12 protein-coding genes are annotated in these 15,124 nt (G+C 67.4%); all 12 read right to left on the minus strand.

The features are described from left to right. Positions 1 to 3 precede the first annotated feature (3 nt). On the minus strand, positions 4 to 288 hold the full coding sequence (locus A5707_RS03025; protein ID WP_065013049.1) for a WXG100 family type VII secretion target: 285 nt from the start codon (positions 286 to 288) through the stop codon (positions 4 to 6). A 58-nt stretch (positions 289 to 346) separates the two neighbouring features. Continuing rightward, entirely contained in the window at positions 347 to 643 is a 297-nt protein-coding gene (locus A5707_RS03030; RefSeq protein ID WP_065013050.1) for a WXG100 family type VII secretion target, read from the minus strand. Positions 644 to 755: 112 nt separating this feature from the next. After that, on the minus strand, positions 756 to 1,907 hold the full coding sequence (locus A5707_RS03035; protein WP_065013051.1) for a PPE family protein: 1,152 nt from the start codon (positions 1,905 to 1,907) through the stop codon (positions 756 to 758). A gap of 18 nt (positions 1,908 to 1,925) precedes the next feature. Beyond that, on the minus strand, positions 1,926 to 2,225 hold the full coding sequence (locus A5707_RS03040) for a PE family protein (protein WP_065013052.1): 300 nt from the start codon (positions 2,223 to 2,225) through the stop codon (positions 1,926 to 1,928). Between the two features lie 503 nt (positions 2,226 to 2,728). Next, entirely contained in the window at positions 2,729 to 3,940 is a 1,212-nt protein-coding gene (locus A5707_RS03045; RefSeq protein ID WP_065013053.1) for a PPE family protein, read from the minus strand. Between the two features lie 14 nt (positions 3,941 to 3,954). After that, positions 3,955 to 4,254 carry a PE family protein gene (locus A5707_RS03050; RefSeq protein ID WP_065013054.1) on the minus strand — a complete coding sequence of 100 codons (300 nt, stop codon included), beginning with the start codon at positions 4,252 to 4,254 and terminating at the stop codon, positions 3,955 to 3,957. A gap of 371 nt (positions 4,255 to 4,625) precedes the next feature. Further along, a complete protein-coding gene (locus A5707_RS03055) occupies positions 4,626 to 5,702 on the minus strand; it encodes a PPE family protein (RefSeq protein ID WP_065013055.1) in 1,077 nt (358 codons plus the stop codon). Positions 5,703 to 6,079: 377 nt separating this feature from the next. Then, complete coding sequence (locus A5707_RS03065) at positions 6,080 to 7,285, minus strand: PPE family protein (RefSeq protein ID WP_065013057.1); 1,206 nt, start codon at positions 7,283 to 7,285, stop codon at positions 6,080 to 6,082. Positions 7,286 to 7,296: 11 nt separating this feature from the next. After that, complete coding sequence (locus A5707_RS03070; protein ID WP_065013058.1) at positions 7,297 to 7,596, minus strand: PE family protein; 300 nt, start codon at positions 7,594 to 7,596, stop codon at positions 7,297 to 7,299. A gap of 198 nt (positions 7,597 to 7,794) precedes the next feature. Then, positions 7,795 to 8,934 (minus strand): PPE family protein, encoded by a 1,140-nt coding sequence (locus A5707_RS03075; protein WP_065013102.1) that lies wholly within the window; start codon positions 8,932 to 8,934, stop codon positions 7,795 to 7,797. Positions 8,935 to 9,215: 281 nt separating this feature from the next. Further along, the gene (gene eccCa / locus A5707_RS03080; protein WP_065013059.1) at positions 9,216 to 13,391 is read right to left on the minus strand and encodes a type VII secretion protein EccCa; all 4,176 of its coding nucleotides are present in this window, start codon (positions 13,389 to 13,391) and stop codon (positions 9,216 to 9,218) included. Further along, positions 13,388 to 14,911, minus strand: a complete 1,524-nt coding sequence (gene eccB, locus A5707_RS03085) for a type VII secretion protein EccB (protein ID WP_065013060.1) — start codon at positions 14,909 to 14,911, stop codon at positions 13,388 to 13,390. The genes eccCa and eccB overlap by 4 nt, the downstream gene beginning before the upstream one ends. Positions 14,912 to 15,124: the final 213 nt, after the last annotated feature.

Here is a 15,124-nt window from a genome sequence, read left to right on the forward strand (position 1 = left end):
CGGTTAGGCCCAGCTGGAGCCGACGGCGGAGTCGGTGCTGGCCATGTTGTTGCCGGCGGTTTGCACCTTTTGGCCGTGGGCGTTGGCCTGCTCGTAGATCACCTGGAAGTTGCGGCCCAACTGGGTGATGAACTCCTGGCAGGCCACCGAACCCGCGCCGCCCCAAAAGTCACCGGCAGCAAGCACATCGCGGATGATGGCCTGGTGCTCGGCTTCCAGGGAGGCGGCCTGGGCGCGGATCAGCGCGCCGTGGGCATCCACATCGCCGAACTGGTAATTGATCGTCATGACAAGTGTTCTCCTAACGTGTGAAAGCTTACGCAGCCGCGGCGGTCACCGCAGCGGGTCAACTGCTCAGAATCTGCTGCGACGCCTGCTCTTGCTGCTCGTAGTTGTTGGCGTCGCGGATCAGCCCGTCGCGCACGCCGTGGAGCATGTTGACGATGTTGCGAAACGCGGTGTTCATCTGGCCCATGGTGTCGTAGGAGGTGGCCTGGGCCGTTCCGGTCCAGCCGGCTCCGGCGATGTTTTGGCTCGAGGCCCACATCTTGCGGGCTTCGTCTTCGACGGTTTGGGCGTGCACGTCGAAACGGCCCGCCATGTCCCGCATCGCGTGCGGGTCGGTCATAAAGCGCGTGGTCACCTGAGGGTCTCCTTAGTACGTAGTGAACTGCGATGGACGTTGTGGTAGCCGGGCCGGCTGCGGTGTGGCGCAACCGCCGGCCTGAGACACACGGATCAGCCCCCCTTTCCCGCTAGCCGGCCGCCGGCGAGTGTGGCACTACGACTGGCCGCATATCGAACCGCGGGCTGGCACCCGTGGGGGTTCCGGCCCGCGCCGCATTGGCAAGCATCGGCATCCCACCGAGCATGCTCGGATTACCCGCTGCGGCCGAGGAGGCGCCGAGGCCCGCACCGGGCAACGCGGAGGTGCCCGCGCCGATGTTCGGAGCCGCGGCTGCCCAGGTTTGCGGTACCGACAATGGCCCGATCGTGCCGGCGCGGCCCAACCCGGCCGATACCGCCGAGCCGGCGTTGCCGAGACCGGACAGGCCGCTCAGACCGCTGGTGCCCGAACTGAGCGCCGGCGCCATGGCCGCAGCGGCACCGCTGGCGGCACTGGTCGACCCGGTGAAAGCCTTGGAGAGGCCATTCATCGAATTGCCTAGCGAGAGCAGGTAACTGCCGTTCTGCGGGACCATCGTGGCGTAGCCGAGGACGTCTTTGAGTGACAGCGACGACCCCGATGACGACAGCAGGTGCCCCAGGGTGTTGGTGGGCGTCGTAGCCATCGACGCAACCGTCTGCGCATTGGTGCCGGCCGAGACCGCGGAGGCATTCCCGACCGCCGCGGCTTGAGCAGCGGCCGCCCCCGGGCTGGTGTTCTGTGCCGGCGCGACGAACGGGGTGAACTTCCAGGTCGCCGCCGACGCGCCGGCGTAAACGTGCATGGCGGTGGCGTCCTGGGCCCACATTTCGGCGTAATGCGCTTCGGTCGCCGCGATCGCCGGGGTGTTCTGCCCCAAGATGTTCGTCGCGATCAGCGTCATCAACTGAGCGCGGTTGGCCGCAATGACCGGCGGCGGTACGGTCGCCGCGAAGGCAGCCTCGTAGGCGACCGCTGCCGCCCTGGCCTGGTTGGCGGTCTGCTCAGCCTGGGTGGCGGTGGCCGTCAGCCACGTGACATAGGGTGCGGCAGCCGCGGACATCGACGTCGCGGCCGGACCCGTCCAGGGCCCGGCCGTCAACCCGGAGATCACCGAGCCGTAGGACGCCGCCGTGGAATGCAGCTCGGCGGCCACCCCGTCCCACGCTGACGCAGCGGCCAGCAGCGGTGCAGGACCCGGGCCGGCGTACATCCGTCCGGAATTGATCTCCGGGGGCAGCACCCCGAAATCAAAGAACATTTCGAAACCTCGAAGCGCCTAACCCGCCGCGGCCGCGTTGGCCGCCTCGGTGGCCGCGTACGACCCTGCGCTTGTGCCCAGGGTGTTGACGAACATCTCGTGGATGGCCTGCGCCTGGGCGCTGACCGCCTGGTACATCTGGGCGTGTGCGGCGAACTGCGCAGCTGTCAGCGCCGACACCTCGTCGGCCGCCGCTGGAATCACACCCGTGGTCGGGGCCGCTGCGGCCGCGTTCTGCGCGCTCATGGCCGCGCCGATGCCGGTCAAGTTGCCGGCTGCCGCCGTCAGTGCTTCCGGCTGGGTCGTCACGAACGACATTTCGCTATCTCCTTCTCAGCAAGCGTCAGCAATCGCTTCCGTGCCTGAGCGTAGATGGCCTTAACCCCCGACGCCGCCCGCGACGGCCACTGTCGGCAAGTGTTTACCTGGCAGCACCAAATGTTCATCTTCAGTAACGGTCTAGTAACGGGCTGACCTCGGAAATAGCTGGGTCACCGGCTAAACGGTGGGCCGACCTGCGCGAACGTTTTGACCTCAGTTAGCCAGCAGTTCCGGCGGAGGAGGCGGCGCGTCGGCATGACGGGCCGGCGGGGAGGCGCAGCTGCTCTGCGCGCCAATAAAATCTGGCCGCGAAAAACGCGCCATCGCGAAATTCGTTGTACATGAGCCCAGCAACCAATGCGCTGCGGAAAGCGAGGGCCGGAGTGACGTCAGCAGGCGGCTCATCGGTAGCGTCGTCAGCGGCATGTGATGGGGCTCAGCGATGCCGCGCTCAACACTGGTTCGGTGTGCACCAACGGTGCGAAAAAGGTAGGCGAGAGTTACCCGGCGAACGGCGGACGCGCCATCACCGTGGGGCGAAAACCGTATCGCGGCCCGTTACCGGCCGCGCCGGCTCCTGCACCCGCTAACGGCATGCCGCCCAACAGGTTCCCGGCGCCCGCGGCGTCGGGAGCGGCACTGACGCTGCTTATCGGTAGCGGCGCGGCGGGGGTCACCGGCGCCGCCGGCCCGGCCCACGCGGAAGGCACCGACAACCGGCCGACCGTGGCCGCGTTGCCCAAACCCACTGACACCGGTGCGCCCCCACCCAGCAGGCCTCCCAGACCCGGCAGCCCTGCGGCGGCTTTGGCTCCATCGCTGGCCGCTTTGGCGGCAGCTGGCGTCAGATTCTTGATGACACCTTGCAGACCGTTCCACGCACCGAAGGTGTAATGCGCCAGCGACTCAGTGTTGGCGATAGGGCCGATGTAGGTGGTCCACGGCGCGAGCAGGTTGGCGATAGGCGACCCGGGCGTGTACTTGAGTCCCAGTAACCCGTACAGGGAGCTCAGGGCTTGATCGAGCCCCGACGTCGACGCAGTCGACGATGACGATGCGCCCGCGGTGGGTGTGGCGAGCTGTTGCAACGCATTCTGCGCGGCAGCGATGGCCTTGGATGTCTGGGCGTGGCCGGCGGTGCCCGTGGCCTGCGCAACGGCGGCACCCTGCGCGGCCTGCCCGGCCGGGTTCGTGGTTTGTTGCGGAGGGGCAAACGATGTCACTCTTGCGGCGGCGGCCGAGCGGCCGGCGTAACCGTACATAGCGGCCGCATTTTGCGCCCACATCTCACCGTATTGCGCCTCGGTCACAGCGATTGCCGGCGTGTTTTGGCCTATGAGGTTGGTCGACACCAGCGCCTGCAGCTGAGTCCGGTTGGCGGCGACTTGGGGCGGTGGCACAGTGGCCGCGAGTGCGGCCTCATAGGCGGTGGCAGCCGCCCGGGCGTGGGTCGCTGCCTGCTCTGCCTGTGCGGCGGTGGTATTCATCCATGCCACGTAAGGTGCGGCCGCCTGCGCCATGGACGACGAAGCCGACCCGAGCCATTCTTCGCTGGTCAGTCTTGTGACGACCGAGTCGTAGTCGGCGGCCGCCGAGTGCAGCTCGGCGGCCAGCCCATTCCAGGCGGACGCGGCGGCCACCAACGGTGCTGAACCCGCTCCCGCGTACATGCGCGCCGAGTTGACCTCTGGTGGTAGGGCACCGAAATCCATTGCCGGTAACCGCCTTAGCCGGTTGCGACGGCGTTGGCGGCCTCAGTGGCCGCGTAGGATCCGGCGCTGGTGCCCAAGGTGTGCACGAACATCTCATGGATCGCCGTGGCCTGGGTGCTGACGGCCTGATATGTCTGTGCGTGCGAGACGAACAGTGCTGCGGTCAGCGCCGACACCTCATCGGCGGCCGCCGGGACGATCCCCGTCGTCGGTGCCGCGGCGGCGGCATTCTGGGCCGCTACGGCCGAACCGATGCCTTGTAGGTCGGCGGCCGCGGCGGTCAATGCTTCTGGCTGTGTGTTCACAAACGACACGGTGCTTCCTCCTCAATTGCCCGGCGGGCCAATGACCGTCAAACAAGTCATTCGCTAGCGACGGTAAATCGCTTCGGGGCGAGGGCGTGTCGTTAACGGCCGGTGTCGGGCGGGCGAACTGACGTTCATCTGCAGCTAGGAGCTGTTCACCCGGCTCGGGTCGGCTACCCCGTTTACCGCTGTGACCTGTTGAAACCCGCTGTTGCCCAGGGGTCGTCGGCGCAGACGTGCCAGCGACGCGCAACGCCGGCGGCGGAAAAAATCTGGCTGCGGATAAAGCACTCGCCGCGCAGCGCGTGGTTGCGCGTGCAGCGCATGGCCGGTAGACCCGTCGAGCGGTGCTCGATCGGGCGGTGCCCATTATTCGGTCCCTATCCGGCGGCGGGTGGTCGCGGCATCACGGTGTGGCGCAACCCATATCGGTTGACGAAGCCCTCAGCGCGCCGGCCGGCGCCGCTTAGCGGCATGCCGCGCAGTAGTCCGCCGGGCTGTTCGGGGACCGCACTGATGTCGCTGATGGGCAGCGGTGCGGCGCGCGCAGTAGGCGCCGGACCGGCGGCCCAGCTTGGTGGCACGGACAGCTTGCCGATGGTGCCTGCCTGTCCCACAGCCGCCGATACCGACGTGCCGCCCCGCAGACCGCCCAACCCGGCAAGGCCGGGGAACGCGCCAGCCAGGCCCGGGATCGCTGACGCTGTCGCGCTGCCGCCCGAACCGGTGAGGCTGTTCAGCGCGCCGATAGCGAATTGGAAGGTCGATATCGGGCGGTAGGCGATTTGCAAAGCGCTATTGAGGTTTTTGGAGATGCTCTGCAGATCCGCCTTCAGCTGATCCCATGACGACGACGCCGACGAGGACGATGCCGCGCCTTGCTGCGCGGTAGCTTTGGCGACAGCCGCCCGCTGCCGCCCCTGCCCCGCCGGATCGGTGGCCTGCCGCGGCTCGCTGAACCGGGGCGCGGTCGCGGCGACCAGCGCAGCCTCGGCGTAGCCATACATCGCGGTGGCATCCTGTGCCCACATCCGGTCGTAGTCGGCTTCGGTTGCCGCGATGGCGGGACTGTTTTGGCCGAGAATGTTCGTGACGGCCAGGACCTTCAGCAGGCTGCGATTCGCCGCGACCTGCGGCGGCGGAACCGTTGCCGCGTATGCCGTCTCGTAGGCGTTCGCCGCCGCTCGGGCATTGGCGGCGGTGTGCTCAGCCTGCGCCGCAGTGGTTCTCGTCCACGTCACGTAGGGAGCGGCGGCAACGGCCATCGAGGTGGACGCCGGCCCTAGCCACGGTCCGCACGTCAGCCGCGAAATCACCGACTGGTAGGAAGCCGCGGCGGCATACAGTTCGGCGGCCAGCCCGTCCCATGCTGACGCCGCACTCCACATCGGCACTGAACCGGGTCCGGCATACATCCGTGCCGAGTTGATCTCCGGCGGCAGCACCCCGAAGTCCATGACCACGACTCCTCCTTATGCCGACGAGCACGCAGAGTTCCGTACTTCCTGCTGCCCGACTGCGGACACACTGCGCCTTCATGCTCGGTAGCCCCGAGCGTCACGCTGTGACGTTAATTGGCCGCTGCGGTGGGTGCGCTCGGGCCGAGGCACGCGCCGATCCTCCTGTGCATCGCGTCTTTCGCCACGACGTGGTTGATCGTTGCGTCGCCAACTGCCGCGTCGGACCTGGTCACCTGCAGGGACGTGCCGAAGCCTTGGATCACGGGCGACTGGTCAGCCGTGGCCGGCGGCCACCGCGTGACGCCGTCGGCAGGTAAGAATCTCGCCGCGGAAAACACCTACCGCGTCGCGGACAGGTGTCAGTCGGAGGACCGCTATCCGGCGAAGGGGGGACGCACCATCACCGTAGGGCGGAACCCGTACCGCGGCCCCGCTCCGGCTGCGCCGCCACCGGCGCCTGCTAATGGCATGCCGCCCAACAGGTTACCGGCGCCCGCCATGTCCGGTGCAGCACTGACGCTGCTGAGTGGCAGCGGCGCGGCAGCAGCGCCGTTGAGTGCTGGCGCCGCACCCGCCCACGACGAGGGCACGGACAGGCCGCCGACCGAGGCTGCGTTGCCCAATCCGGCAGATACCGGCGCTCCACCGCCGATGCCGCCCAGCAGGCCGCCCAGGCCCGGGAGCCCCGCCGCTGCCTTGGCACCATCGGTGGCGGCCTTGGCCGCCGATGCGGCCGGCGCAAGTGCCTTCCCCACCGAGAGCATCGAGTTGGCGATACCGGTGCCGAAGTACGGCAAACCCAGCGTGTTGTAGATGGGGCCAATGTATTTCGCCCACAAGTCCAAAATGCTTGTCGATCCGGATCCGCCGAGCAACCCGCCCAGGATTCCACCGGCCCCGGAGGTGGACGAACTCGATGACGCCGCGGACTGCAACGGCGATGCGAGTCCCTGCAGCGCCTTGGGCGTCGTGGAGATCATCTGGGACATCTGAGTTCCGGCCGCGGTGCCGGTGGCATGGGCGACCGCGGCGGCTTGTGTCGCTTGGCCGGCCGGGTTGGCGGTAGGCGGCGGCGCCATGAACGGTGTCACCTTCGCGGCGGCCGCCGAGTGGCCTGCATAGCCGTACATCGCGGCGGCGTCCTGGGCCCACATCTCCCCGTACTGAGCCTCGGTGGCCGCGATGGCGGGCGTGTTCTGGCCCAACAGGTTTGTCGAGACCAGCGACGCCAGCTGAGCGCGGTTGGCGGCGACGACCGGCGGCGGCACCGTCATCGCGTACGCGGTTTCATACGCAGCCGCCGCCGCGCTGGCCTGGGTGGCCGCCTGCTCGGCTTGGACGGCGGTCGCGCTCATCCACTGCACATAGGGAGCGGCCGCCGTTGCCATCGACGTCGATGCCAGACCCGTCCACTCTTCGGTGGACAGTCTGGTGATCACGCTCTCGTATCCGGTGGCGGCCGAGTTCAGTTCAGCGGCAAGTGCGTTCCATGCCGAGGCGGCCGCCACCATCGGCGTCGACCCGGCACCGGCATACATCCGCGCCGAGTTGATTTCTGGCGGTAAGGCCCCAAAATCCATGTCTGTACCCCTCAGCCCGCCGCGACGGCGTTGGCGGCCTCGGTCGCCGCATAGGACCCGGCGCTGACGCCCAGCGTGTTGACGAACATCTCGTGGATCGCCTGTGCCTGGGTGCTGACGGCCTGGTACATCTGAGCGTGCGTTGCGAACTGCGCCGCCGTCAGCGCTGACACCTCGTCGGCGGCGGCGGGAATCACTCCGGTCGTGGGCGTCGCCGCGGCGGCATTCTGGGCGGCCAACGCCGAGCCGATGCCCTGCAAGTTGCCGGCCGCCGCCGACAGCATTTCGGGCTGAGTCGTCACGAACGACATGGTGGCGTCCTCCTCAAATAGCCTTCTGCATCAACGGGCTTCATCGCTCGCTACTCGAGATTATGTGGTTGACACCAGCGGCGTCCGCGCCGACGCGAAGTATTCATTCCTCGACAGCCACTGTTCATCGGCGGGCACTACGAGTTCACCCACCGGTCGAATTCGCGACGCATAACAGCCATCTGACCCATCGCCGTGCTATCCGGCCGCCGGTGGTCGCGGCACGACGGGGTAGCGGAAGCCGTATCGGTGAATGAAACCTTCGGTCCGCCGGCCGGTACCGCTCAGCGGCAACCCGCGCAGGAGACCGGCCGGTGTGGTGTCCGGCCTCGCGGCGAGGCTGCTGATCGGCGTTGCCGCGCCGGCCGGGCTGGTACCGGGCGCCGCCGCGGCCCACGCCGGTGGCACCGACAACTTTCCGATCGAGCCGGCCTGACCGACGCTGGCCGACACCCGAGCGCCACCACCCAGGCCGGCGAAGCCCCCGAAGCTCGAGAACCCCGGAGATCCCAACGACGTCGCCGCGGCGCTGGCAGCTTGAGCGACGGGTGTCATCCCCTTCGCCAGGCCGCTGAGCTTTTCTCCCAGCCCGCCAAAGAAATACGGGGTGCTGATGGTGCGGAGAAACGCGTCTTGATACTTGCTCCCCTGGCCGGCCAGCACTGGCGCGGTCGAGGAGGATGACGAGGTCGTCGCGGTCATGCTCTGCAGCGTCTGCGGCACCGACGCCGTCGCCTGCGCTGTCGGTTCGCCGCTGGCAGACGTGCTGGTGGCCTTCGCGACCGCGGCAGCTTGACCCGCGACCCCGGCCGGCTTGGTCGTCGACGGCGGCTGGGTGAACGGGTTCACCTTCGCTGCGGCGGCCGATGAACCGGCGTAGCCATACATCGCCGTCGCATCCTGGGCCCACATTTCGGCGTAGTGCGCCTCGTTGGCGGCGATCGCGGGGGTGTTCTGACCGAGAAAGTTGGTGGCGATCAGGACCAGCAACTCAGCGCGGTTGGCCGCGATCACCGGCGGCGGCACCGTCATCGCAAACGCTGTTTCGTAGGCGGCCACGGCCGCCTTCGCCTGCGCCGCAGCCTGTTCGGCTTGGATGGCCGTCGCACTGAGCCATGCCACGTAGGGGGCGGCCGCCGCCGACATCGAGATCGACGTCGGGCCGCGCCACACCTGGCTGGCCAGCTCAGAGACCACTGACCCGTAGCCGCTGGCTGCCGAACCCAACCCGGCGGCCAGTTCGTCCCAGGCCACCGCGGCGGCCAGCAACGGACCCGCTCCGGGCCCGGCGTACATTCGGCCCGAGTTGATTTCGGGTGGTAAGGCCCCGAAGTCAATCACTAAACCGATCGCTTCCTCGTCGATAGTGCTCGGCGTCAACGACTTTGAGCGTTCGTTCACGATCGAACAGCCGCTCGGAAGCGAGATTAGGCGGCTATGGCGAGGTTCGCCGTCTGGGACGCGAAATATTCACGACCCGACAGCTGATGTTCACTCTCGACCGACAGCTGTTAATTCGCAGTTGGGTTAGACGCCAGTTATCCGCCGGCCGGCGAGCGCGGAATCACGCTGGCGCGCAGCTCGAAGCAGCGGGCGCAACCGCGCCAGGTTGAAAGGTGCTAGCGGGTCAAGTCGGTGGCGGCGACTTGAACGAAGACACCGGTGTCTTCGGCCATCAGCAGCCCGCGACCGCGCGGCAGCGGACCGCCCTTCATCTTGCCGCGGATGAAGCCCTCGTCAGGGTCGGCGTCCATCACCAGCAACGGCGCATTGGCCTGGTGTAGCGCCCGCAGCATCGGGTCGCTGCCCGCCGAGGACCAGCCGCCGAAGGTGCGGGTGACGATGACGTGCAAGCCGACGTCGGCTGCCCGGGTCACCCACGGCGCGGCTTTGTGCAGCGGCGAATCGAACCCGGGTGGCAGCTGCTGCACGTCGTCGATGATCAAGAAGATCTCCGGACCGCTCCACCACGAGTGCGACAGCAGTTCTTCGGCCGACAGGCCCGGCGGCGGTTCCCGGCGGGCCAGTGCGGCGGCCAGTTGGTCCATCATCGCCGCGACGCCGTCGAGGTTGTAGGCGAAGTTCTCCACATAGTCGGAACCCAGCGTGGTCAGCAGCTGACGGCGCGGGTCCACCAGCCACACCTGGGCGGAAGGCTCTGTCGTCGGCGGCGCGGTGCTGGCGCCCGGCGCGTAGACCCGTCCGATCTCGCGCATGATGGTGGCCAATGTCGTGGTGCGGCCACATTCGCGTCGGCCGGTCACCATCAGATGGGCGTTCTCGGCAAAGTTGAGGTAAACCGGCTGCAAGTCCATTTCCGAGATGGCCCAAGCGATTCCACCCGCGCCGACCCCACCGCGGCGGTCGGCTGCCGCCAGGGCCTGTACCTGCTCCAGCCCGAACTTGGCCGGCAGCCTGCGTACCGGACGGGCCCGGCCGACGGCCACCTGACTGACCGCCGCGGCCACCGTGTCGGACTCGAATACCGTGGCCGGCGTGGTCTCCATCGCAGGTCGGGCCACCAGGGTATGCAGTCCCGACTGGGGGTCGCTGTCGAGGCGCACGTAGTTGACTGCCAGCATGCCGCGGCCCGGCTTCACCGGAACATCCTTGGCAAAGCGGGAACGCACCAGTTTGGCGTCCTCCACCGCAGCCAGTCGCAGCTCCACCCGAGACCCGAAGCCACTGCGCACCGGTGGCCGCAGCTCCGACTCGCGGTCGGCGGTCACCACTACGTGCACGCCGAACGAGGGGCCCTGGTTGATGATTTGGTTGACCTGCTCGATGAGGACCTCGTTCTCCTCGCCCAGCGCGCGGTAGTTGTCGATCACCAGATAGACATCGCCGAAACCATCGTCGGGCACACCGCCGGGCTCGCCGCCGAACTTGCGCCGCCGGAACATCTCCATCGACGCGATCTCGTACTCCAGGAAACTGCGCTTCCGATCACGCACCAATGCCAACAACTCGGCCACCGTCCGACGCACGCCGTAGGGATCGGTGGGGCCGGCGACCTCGCCAACGTGCGGCAGGTGGGCCACCGTCGTCAACGCGGTGCTGCTGTAGGCCAGGCAGTAGAACTGAACCTGCTCGGGGGTGTGCGTCAACGCCGCCGAGCAGATCAACGTCTGCAGCGCAGTCGTCTTGCCCGACCCACCCGCACCGAGAATCAGCACGTTGGAGCCTGCCCCGGACGTATCCACCGTCCACGGTGGCTGGTCGTGCTTGTACGGACGGTCGATGATCCCGATCGGGAACACCAGATTCCTGGCGGTGCCGTAGTCCTGCTGCCAGGGCCGGCCCAGGAAGCGGTTCACCAACTCGTCGATCGCCACGGGTTCGCCCAGCGGCGGTTGCCACAGCCGGTAGGGCTCGAAGGGGATCTGCCGCAGCTGATCGATGATTACCGTGCCGACTTTCGGCGTCCGGATCGCTTCCTCTTCTTCTTCCTCGTCCTCGACGAGCTCGACGTCGTCGCTGTCGCTGATCACCTCACCGTTGGCGATCTCGGGCAGCGCGTCGATGTCCGTGCCGCCGATACTGACCTCGACCGGCGTGAAGGACGTGGAAAACAGTTGCGGGCGAATGAAATCGACGGAGTGCACCAGCGGCGTCTGCCCATCCTCGTCGAGTGAGACGCCGCGGCGGTAGTCGCGCCACAAGAACTCCGCCTGGAAGCGGATGATCTCCTCGAGGCTCTTGCGGAAATACCCCAGCCCGGCTTGCGCCGGCAGGTTCACCGCGTTGGGCACCCCGGCGGCCTGTGCCGCACCGGCAGTTCGGGCTTTCAGCACCAAGCGGTAACCCATGTTCTCCATGAGCTTTTCGGCTCGGCTCTCGATGGTCTGCGACGCCATCATCAAGTGGATCCAGTAGGCGCGGCCCTGCCGGCCGATCGAGTCGAGAACGTCGACCGCGGTGGGCATGATGCGGAACCATTCGTAGAACTCGTCGATGACGACCACCAGCATGGGCAGTGGCGGCATGTCCTGGCCGCGGGCGCGCATCCGAGAGCGCATCTCGTTGTATTCCTTGGCGTCGTCCACACCGGCGTTGTCGCAGAACGCCTTTCGGCGGGCGATCTCGCCCCACAGCGCATCCAGGAAGCGCTCCATCAGCGCTTGGTCTTCTTCGAGGTCGGTGATGATGCGGGACACGTGCGGTACCCCGGCGAACGGTTTGACCGCCGAACCACCTTTGAGGTCTGCCAGCACGAACTGCAGCTCATCGGGCGGATGTCCGAGCATCAGCGACTCCAGCACGGTCCGCACCAGCGTCGACTTACCCGAACCGGTCGTTCCCGACATCACGCCGTGCGGGCCGTCGCCGCCCTCGTCGAGCGACTTCATGTCCAAGAACAGCAACTCGCCGTTGTCGGAGCGGTTACCGAACGGCACCCGCAACCGCGACCGGCGCTGCGAGTCACCGCGCCCGTTCCACAACGCTTGAAAGTCGATCGCGGCCGGATTCTCGATCCCGTAGTAGGACAGGATGTCTCGGGCACCGATGTGCGCCACCCGCTGCCCGATTTCCTCGTAGGCCTCGGCGAGACGCCACTGCGCCATGCGCTGCGCGAACTGTTCGGCCTCGAGCTCGGTCAGCTGATCGGCCAGCGCGAAGAACCACTTGTTGTCGTCGATCACCATCCAGGTGTCGCGGTCGCGGGGCAGCGCCTCGATCACGCCTGCGCTGTCGAACTGCAGCATCCGCTCGGGAGACGCGGTCCACAGCGGCGACCCGGTCAAATCGAAGAATGTGACCCCGTCGACGCCTTCGGTGCTGATCACGTATTCCCATTGCGGGTCATCGATGTCGACGATGATCACGCGATGCGGCGTCGGCGTCTCCGCCGAGGAACTGGCATGCCGAGGCGTGAATGAGCCACGGCCGGCGAACAAGTCGGCCTGATCAGCGGCGAAGTCACGCACCGACGAATAGACCATCCGTGCATTGCCTGCGGCGTCGCGGCGGCGTGGATCGCCGAAGTGTGGCAACCATTTGACCCAATCCCACTGCGCCGCATCGGAAGTCACGACGACCATCTGGACGTGGTCCGGACCGTGTGAGAACGCCAGCTGGCAGATGATCGCCCGCATCAGGCCCAGTACCTGTTCGCGGTCCCCCACCAGCGCGTACCACGGCTCGACCAGTAGCGACACCATCTTGGGCAGGTTGTAGACGACGCTTTGATAGCGCCCGAATTCCTGAAGTGCCTTACCGGTGACCGGCTCCAGCTCGATATCGGTCGGCATGTTCTGCGGCTCGCCCCATGTCACCTCGGGCCGCGTCATGCCTACCCCGACTCTGGCCACGCCGAAGTTGAAGTCCTTGCCGTCGGGCTTGCGCTCCCACATCCGGGCCGATCCCACCGCGGCCGACAGCGTGCCGGGATCCGGGTGGAACCACCGGTAATTGGCGTCCATGCTGTCGGCGGACTCCTGCGCGGTTTCGCGCAGCATGTCCAGCATCAACATGAACTGGGCGCGCATCGCGTCCAACTTCGGCCGGCTCATTTGTTGCTGGCCGCCGAAGCGGCCGCCGAACATCATCATCGCGACGCCGCCGATCATGAAGATCGGGAAGATCGCGCCGGCGCCAAGGAACATGCGTGAACCGTTGGCAACGGTCATCCCGACCATGCCGACCAACAGGCCGACCACCAGCACGCCGACCACCACCAGCCACCACGGCTTGCCTTCGGGCGGCGGGACGCTCAACGGCGTCGGTAGGACGATGTTTTCCGGCTTGACTACCGGCGCGCGCTGCGGCGTGGGCCGCGCAAAGCCACGTTTCACTTCGGTACCACCAACTCTGCAGGGTTCATATCGGTCGGGAGCGTGTCGTGACGCACCAGCGCATCGGCTCGCGACAGCGTCGGGCCGGACGCCAACAGCCGCAACGCCACCCACGGTGCTGGACTGGGCGACGACGTCAACCCGAGCGCGGTGCGCGCGTCGCGGGTGTTGTCGACGCCGAACCGCACGCCGGATTTGGTCAGCCACCACAAGGATTCGGCGGTGGCAGAGCCGGGATGGTTGCCCGTGACGACGATGAAGTTCGCGTAGTCGGGACCGAAGTAGACCTTGTCGGCTTCCAGCCCGGAGTTGTCGGCCTTCACCAGCGACACCACCCGGTTGGTATCGGAGGCGGCCACCGGAATCGTCGGCCCGGACACCACCTGGACGCGGGCGCGCTCCTCGCCGACGGTCTTCTCCCACCACCAGCAGGTGGCCGGGTTCTCGCGGATGTCTACGACCTGCAGTGGACCCTCGGGATAAGCCGACAGATCCAGCCCCTTGACGACCGGCATTTTCGCCAGCGCTGCGGGCGCCACCGTCACGAGCTGAGCGCCCGGCGTGCTGCCGGCGTTTTGCAGGATTTGGGCAACCACCGCCGTTACGGTCTGCACACCGTCGGGCAGCACCACCGAATACTGTTGCGGGCCACTGATTTGCGGCGTGACGAACACCGTGCCCACCGGACCCGGCGCGCCCGGGAACCGTGCCGGGCTACCCGATTCGGGCACCGTGGGCACCGACAGTTCGGGGCCGACGGGCAGTGCGTCATACAGTGCCCGGCTCATCGGCCGCGCTTGGGTGACTTCTTCGGGGGTAAGGCCCAGCGGCAGCAGCACCGAGCGATTGGCAGCGTCGATGCGTGACCGCCGGCCCTGCCGGATCACCCAGGTGTCGTTTTCGTAGCGCAGCACCACCGCGTCCGGTCCGCTCAGCACCCGGCGGCGACCTGACAGGTCGGGGGTGCCGTCGATCACCGTCACCGTCACCGACGACGGCGCCCCCACACCGGCCGTCGACGTGACCGCATCACAGACCAGCCACGACGACGTCGCCGGCGACGTCGGCGAGAACTCCGACGGCGCGCCGGGGATTCCGACCAGCGGGCCGTGCGGTTGCTCGGCGATCTGACTCCCCCGCACCTTGTGCGGGTTGTCGGCCCGGCCGGTGATCAGCCGAGCCGACGCGAGATTCAGGGCCGGATACAGCGTGTCGCCGACCCGGACGTACAGCGCGCCGGAATCACGGTCGGCGATGATCGGTGACTCGTTCATCTGACCGGACGGGTTGATGAACGACCACAGCAGCGCGCCCAGGCAAATCACCATCGCCGCCGACACCGATGCCACCACCGCGAGGGTTTGGCGCCGACCGGGCTCGATCTCCATCCGGACCCGCCAACGGGTCAGCGCCATCGCCGTCCGGCGCGCCAGAAACTGGTAGCCGGTTACCTGAGTTCGTGTCGACAGCCCGAGGCCGTATCCGGAACCTCGCTGGCCGCCGCCCTGGTCAGCCGGCATGGTGGACCACGCCCCGAGTCGACGGAACGCGCAAATACTGCCGGTCGCCGCTATTCACACCGATAACCGTAGGGCACCCCGACCGGCCTCGCCACGCGAGAAGCGCTGTCGTGACCTGCCCGGATAGTGGTGCGCACCACAGTGTCATCACTTGCCATCTGTCCTGCTGGAATCGTGAAGTCTTCACTGGCATCGTAGCGAGGCAGAGCAAAG

Source organism: Mycobacterium kyorinense (assembly GCF_001672775.1).
GTDB lineage: Bacteria > Actinomycetota > Actinomycetes > Mycobacteriales > Mycobacteriaceae > Mycobacterium > Mycobacterium kyorinense_A.

Bases quoted from the DNA above. Each gene is read 5' to 3' on its own strand.
- A5707_RS03040 (WP_065013052.1), bottom strand. From the start codon at position 2,225: ATGTCGTTCGTGACGACCCAGCCGGAAGCACTGACGGCGGCAGCCGGC.
- A5707_RS03065 (WP_065013057.1), bottom strand. From the start codon at position 7,285: ATGGATTTTGGGGCCTTACCGCCAGAAATCAACTCGGCGCGGATGTAT.
- A5707_RS03035 (WP_065013051.1), bottom strand. From the start codon at position 1,907: ATGTTCTTTGATTTCGGGGTGCTGCCCCCGGAGATCAATTCCGGACGG.
- A5707_RS03045 (WP_065013053.1), bottom strand. From the start codon at position 3,940: ATGGATTTCGGTGCCCTACCACCAGAGGTCAACTCGGCGCGCATGTAC.
- A5707_RS03025 (WP_065013049.1), bottom strand. From the start codon at position 288: ATGACGATCAATTACCAGTTCGGCGATGTGGATGCCCACGGCGCGCTG.
- A5707_RS03055 (WP_065013055.1), bottom strand. From the start codon at position 5,702: ATGGACTTCGGGGTGCTGCCGCCGGAGATCAACTCGGCACGGATGTAT.
- eccB (WP_065013060.1), bottom strand. From the start codon at position 14,911: ATGCCGGCTGACCAGGGCGGCGGCCAGCGAGGTTCCGGATACGGCCTC.
- A5707_RS03070 (WP_065013058.1), bottom strand. From the start codon at position 7,596: ATGTCGTTCGTGACGACTCAGCCCGAAATGCTGTCGGCGGCGGCCGGC.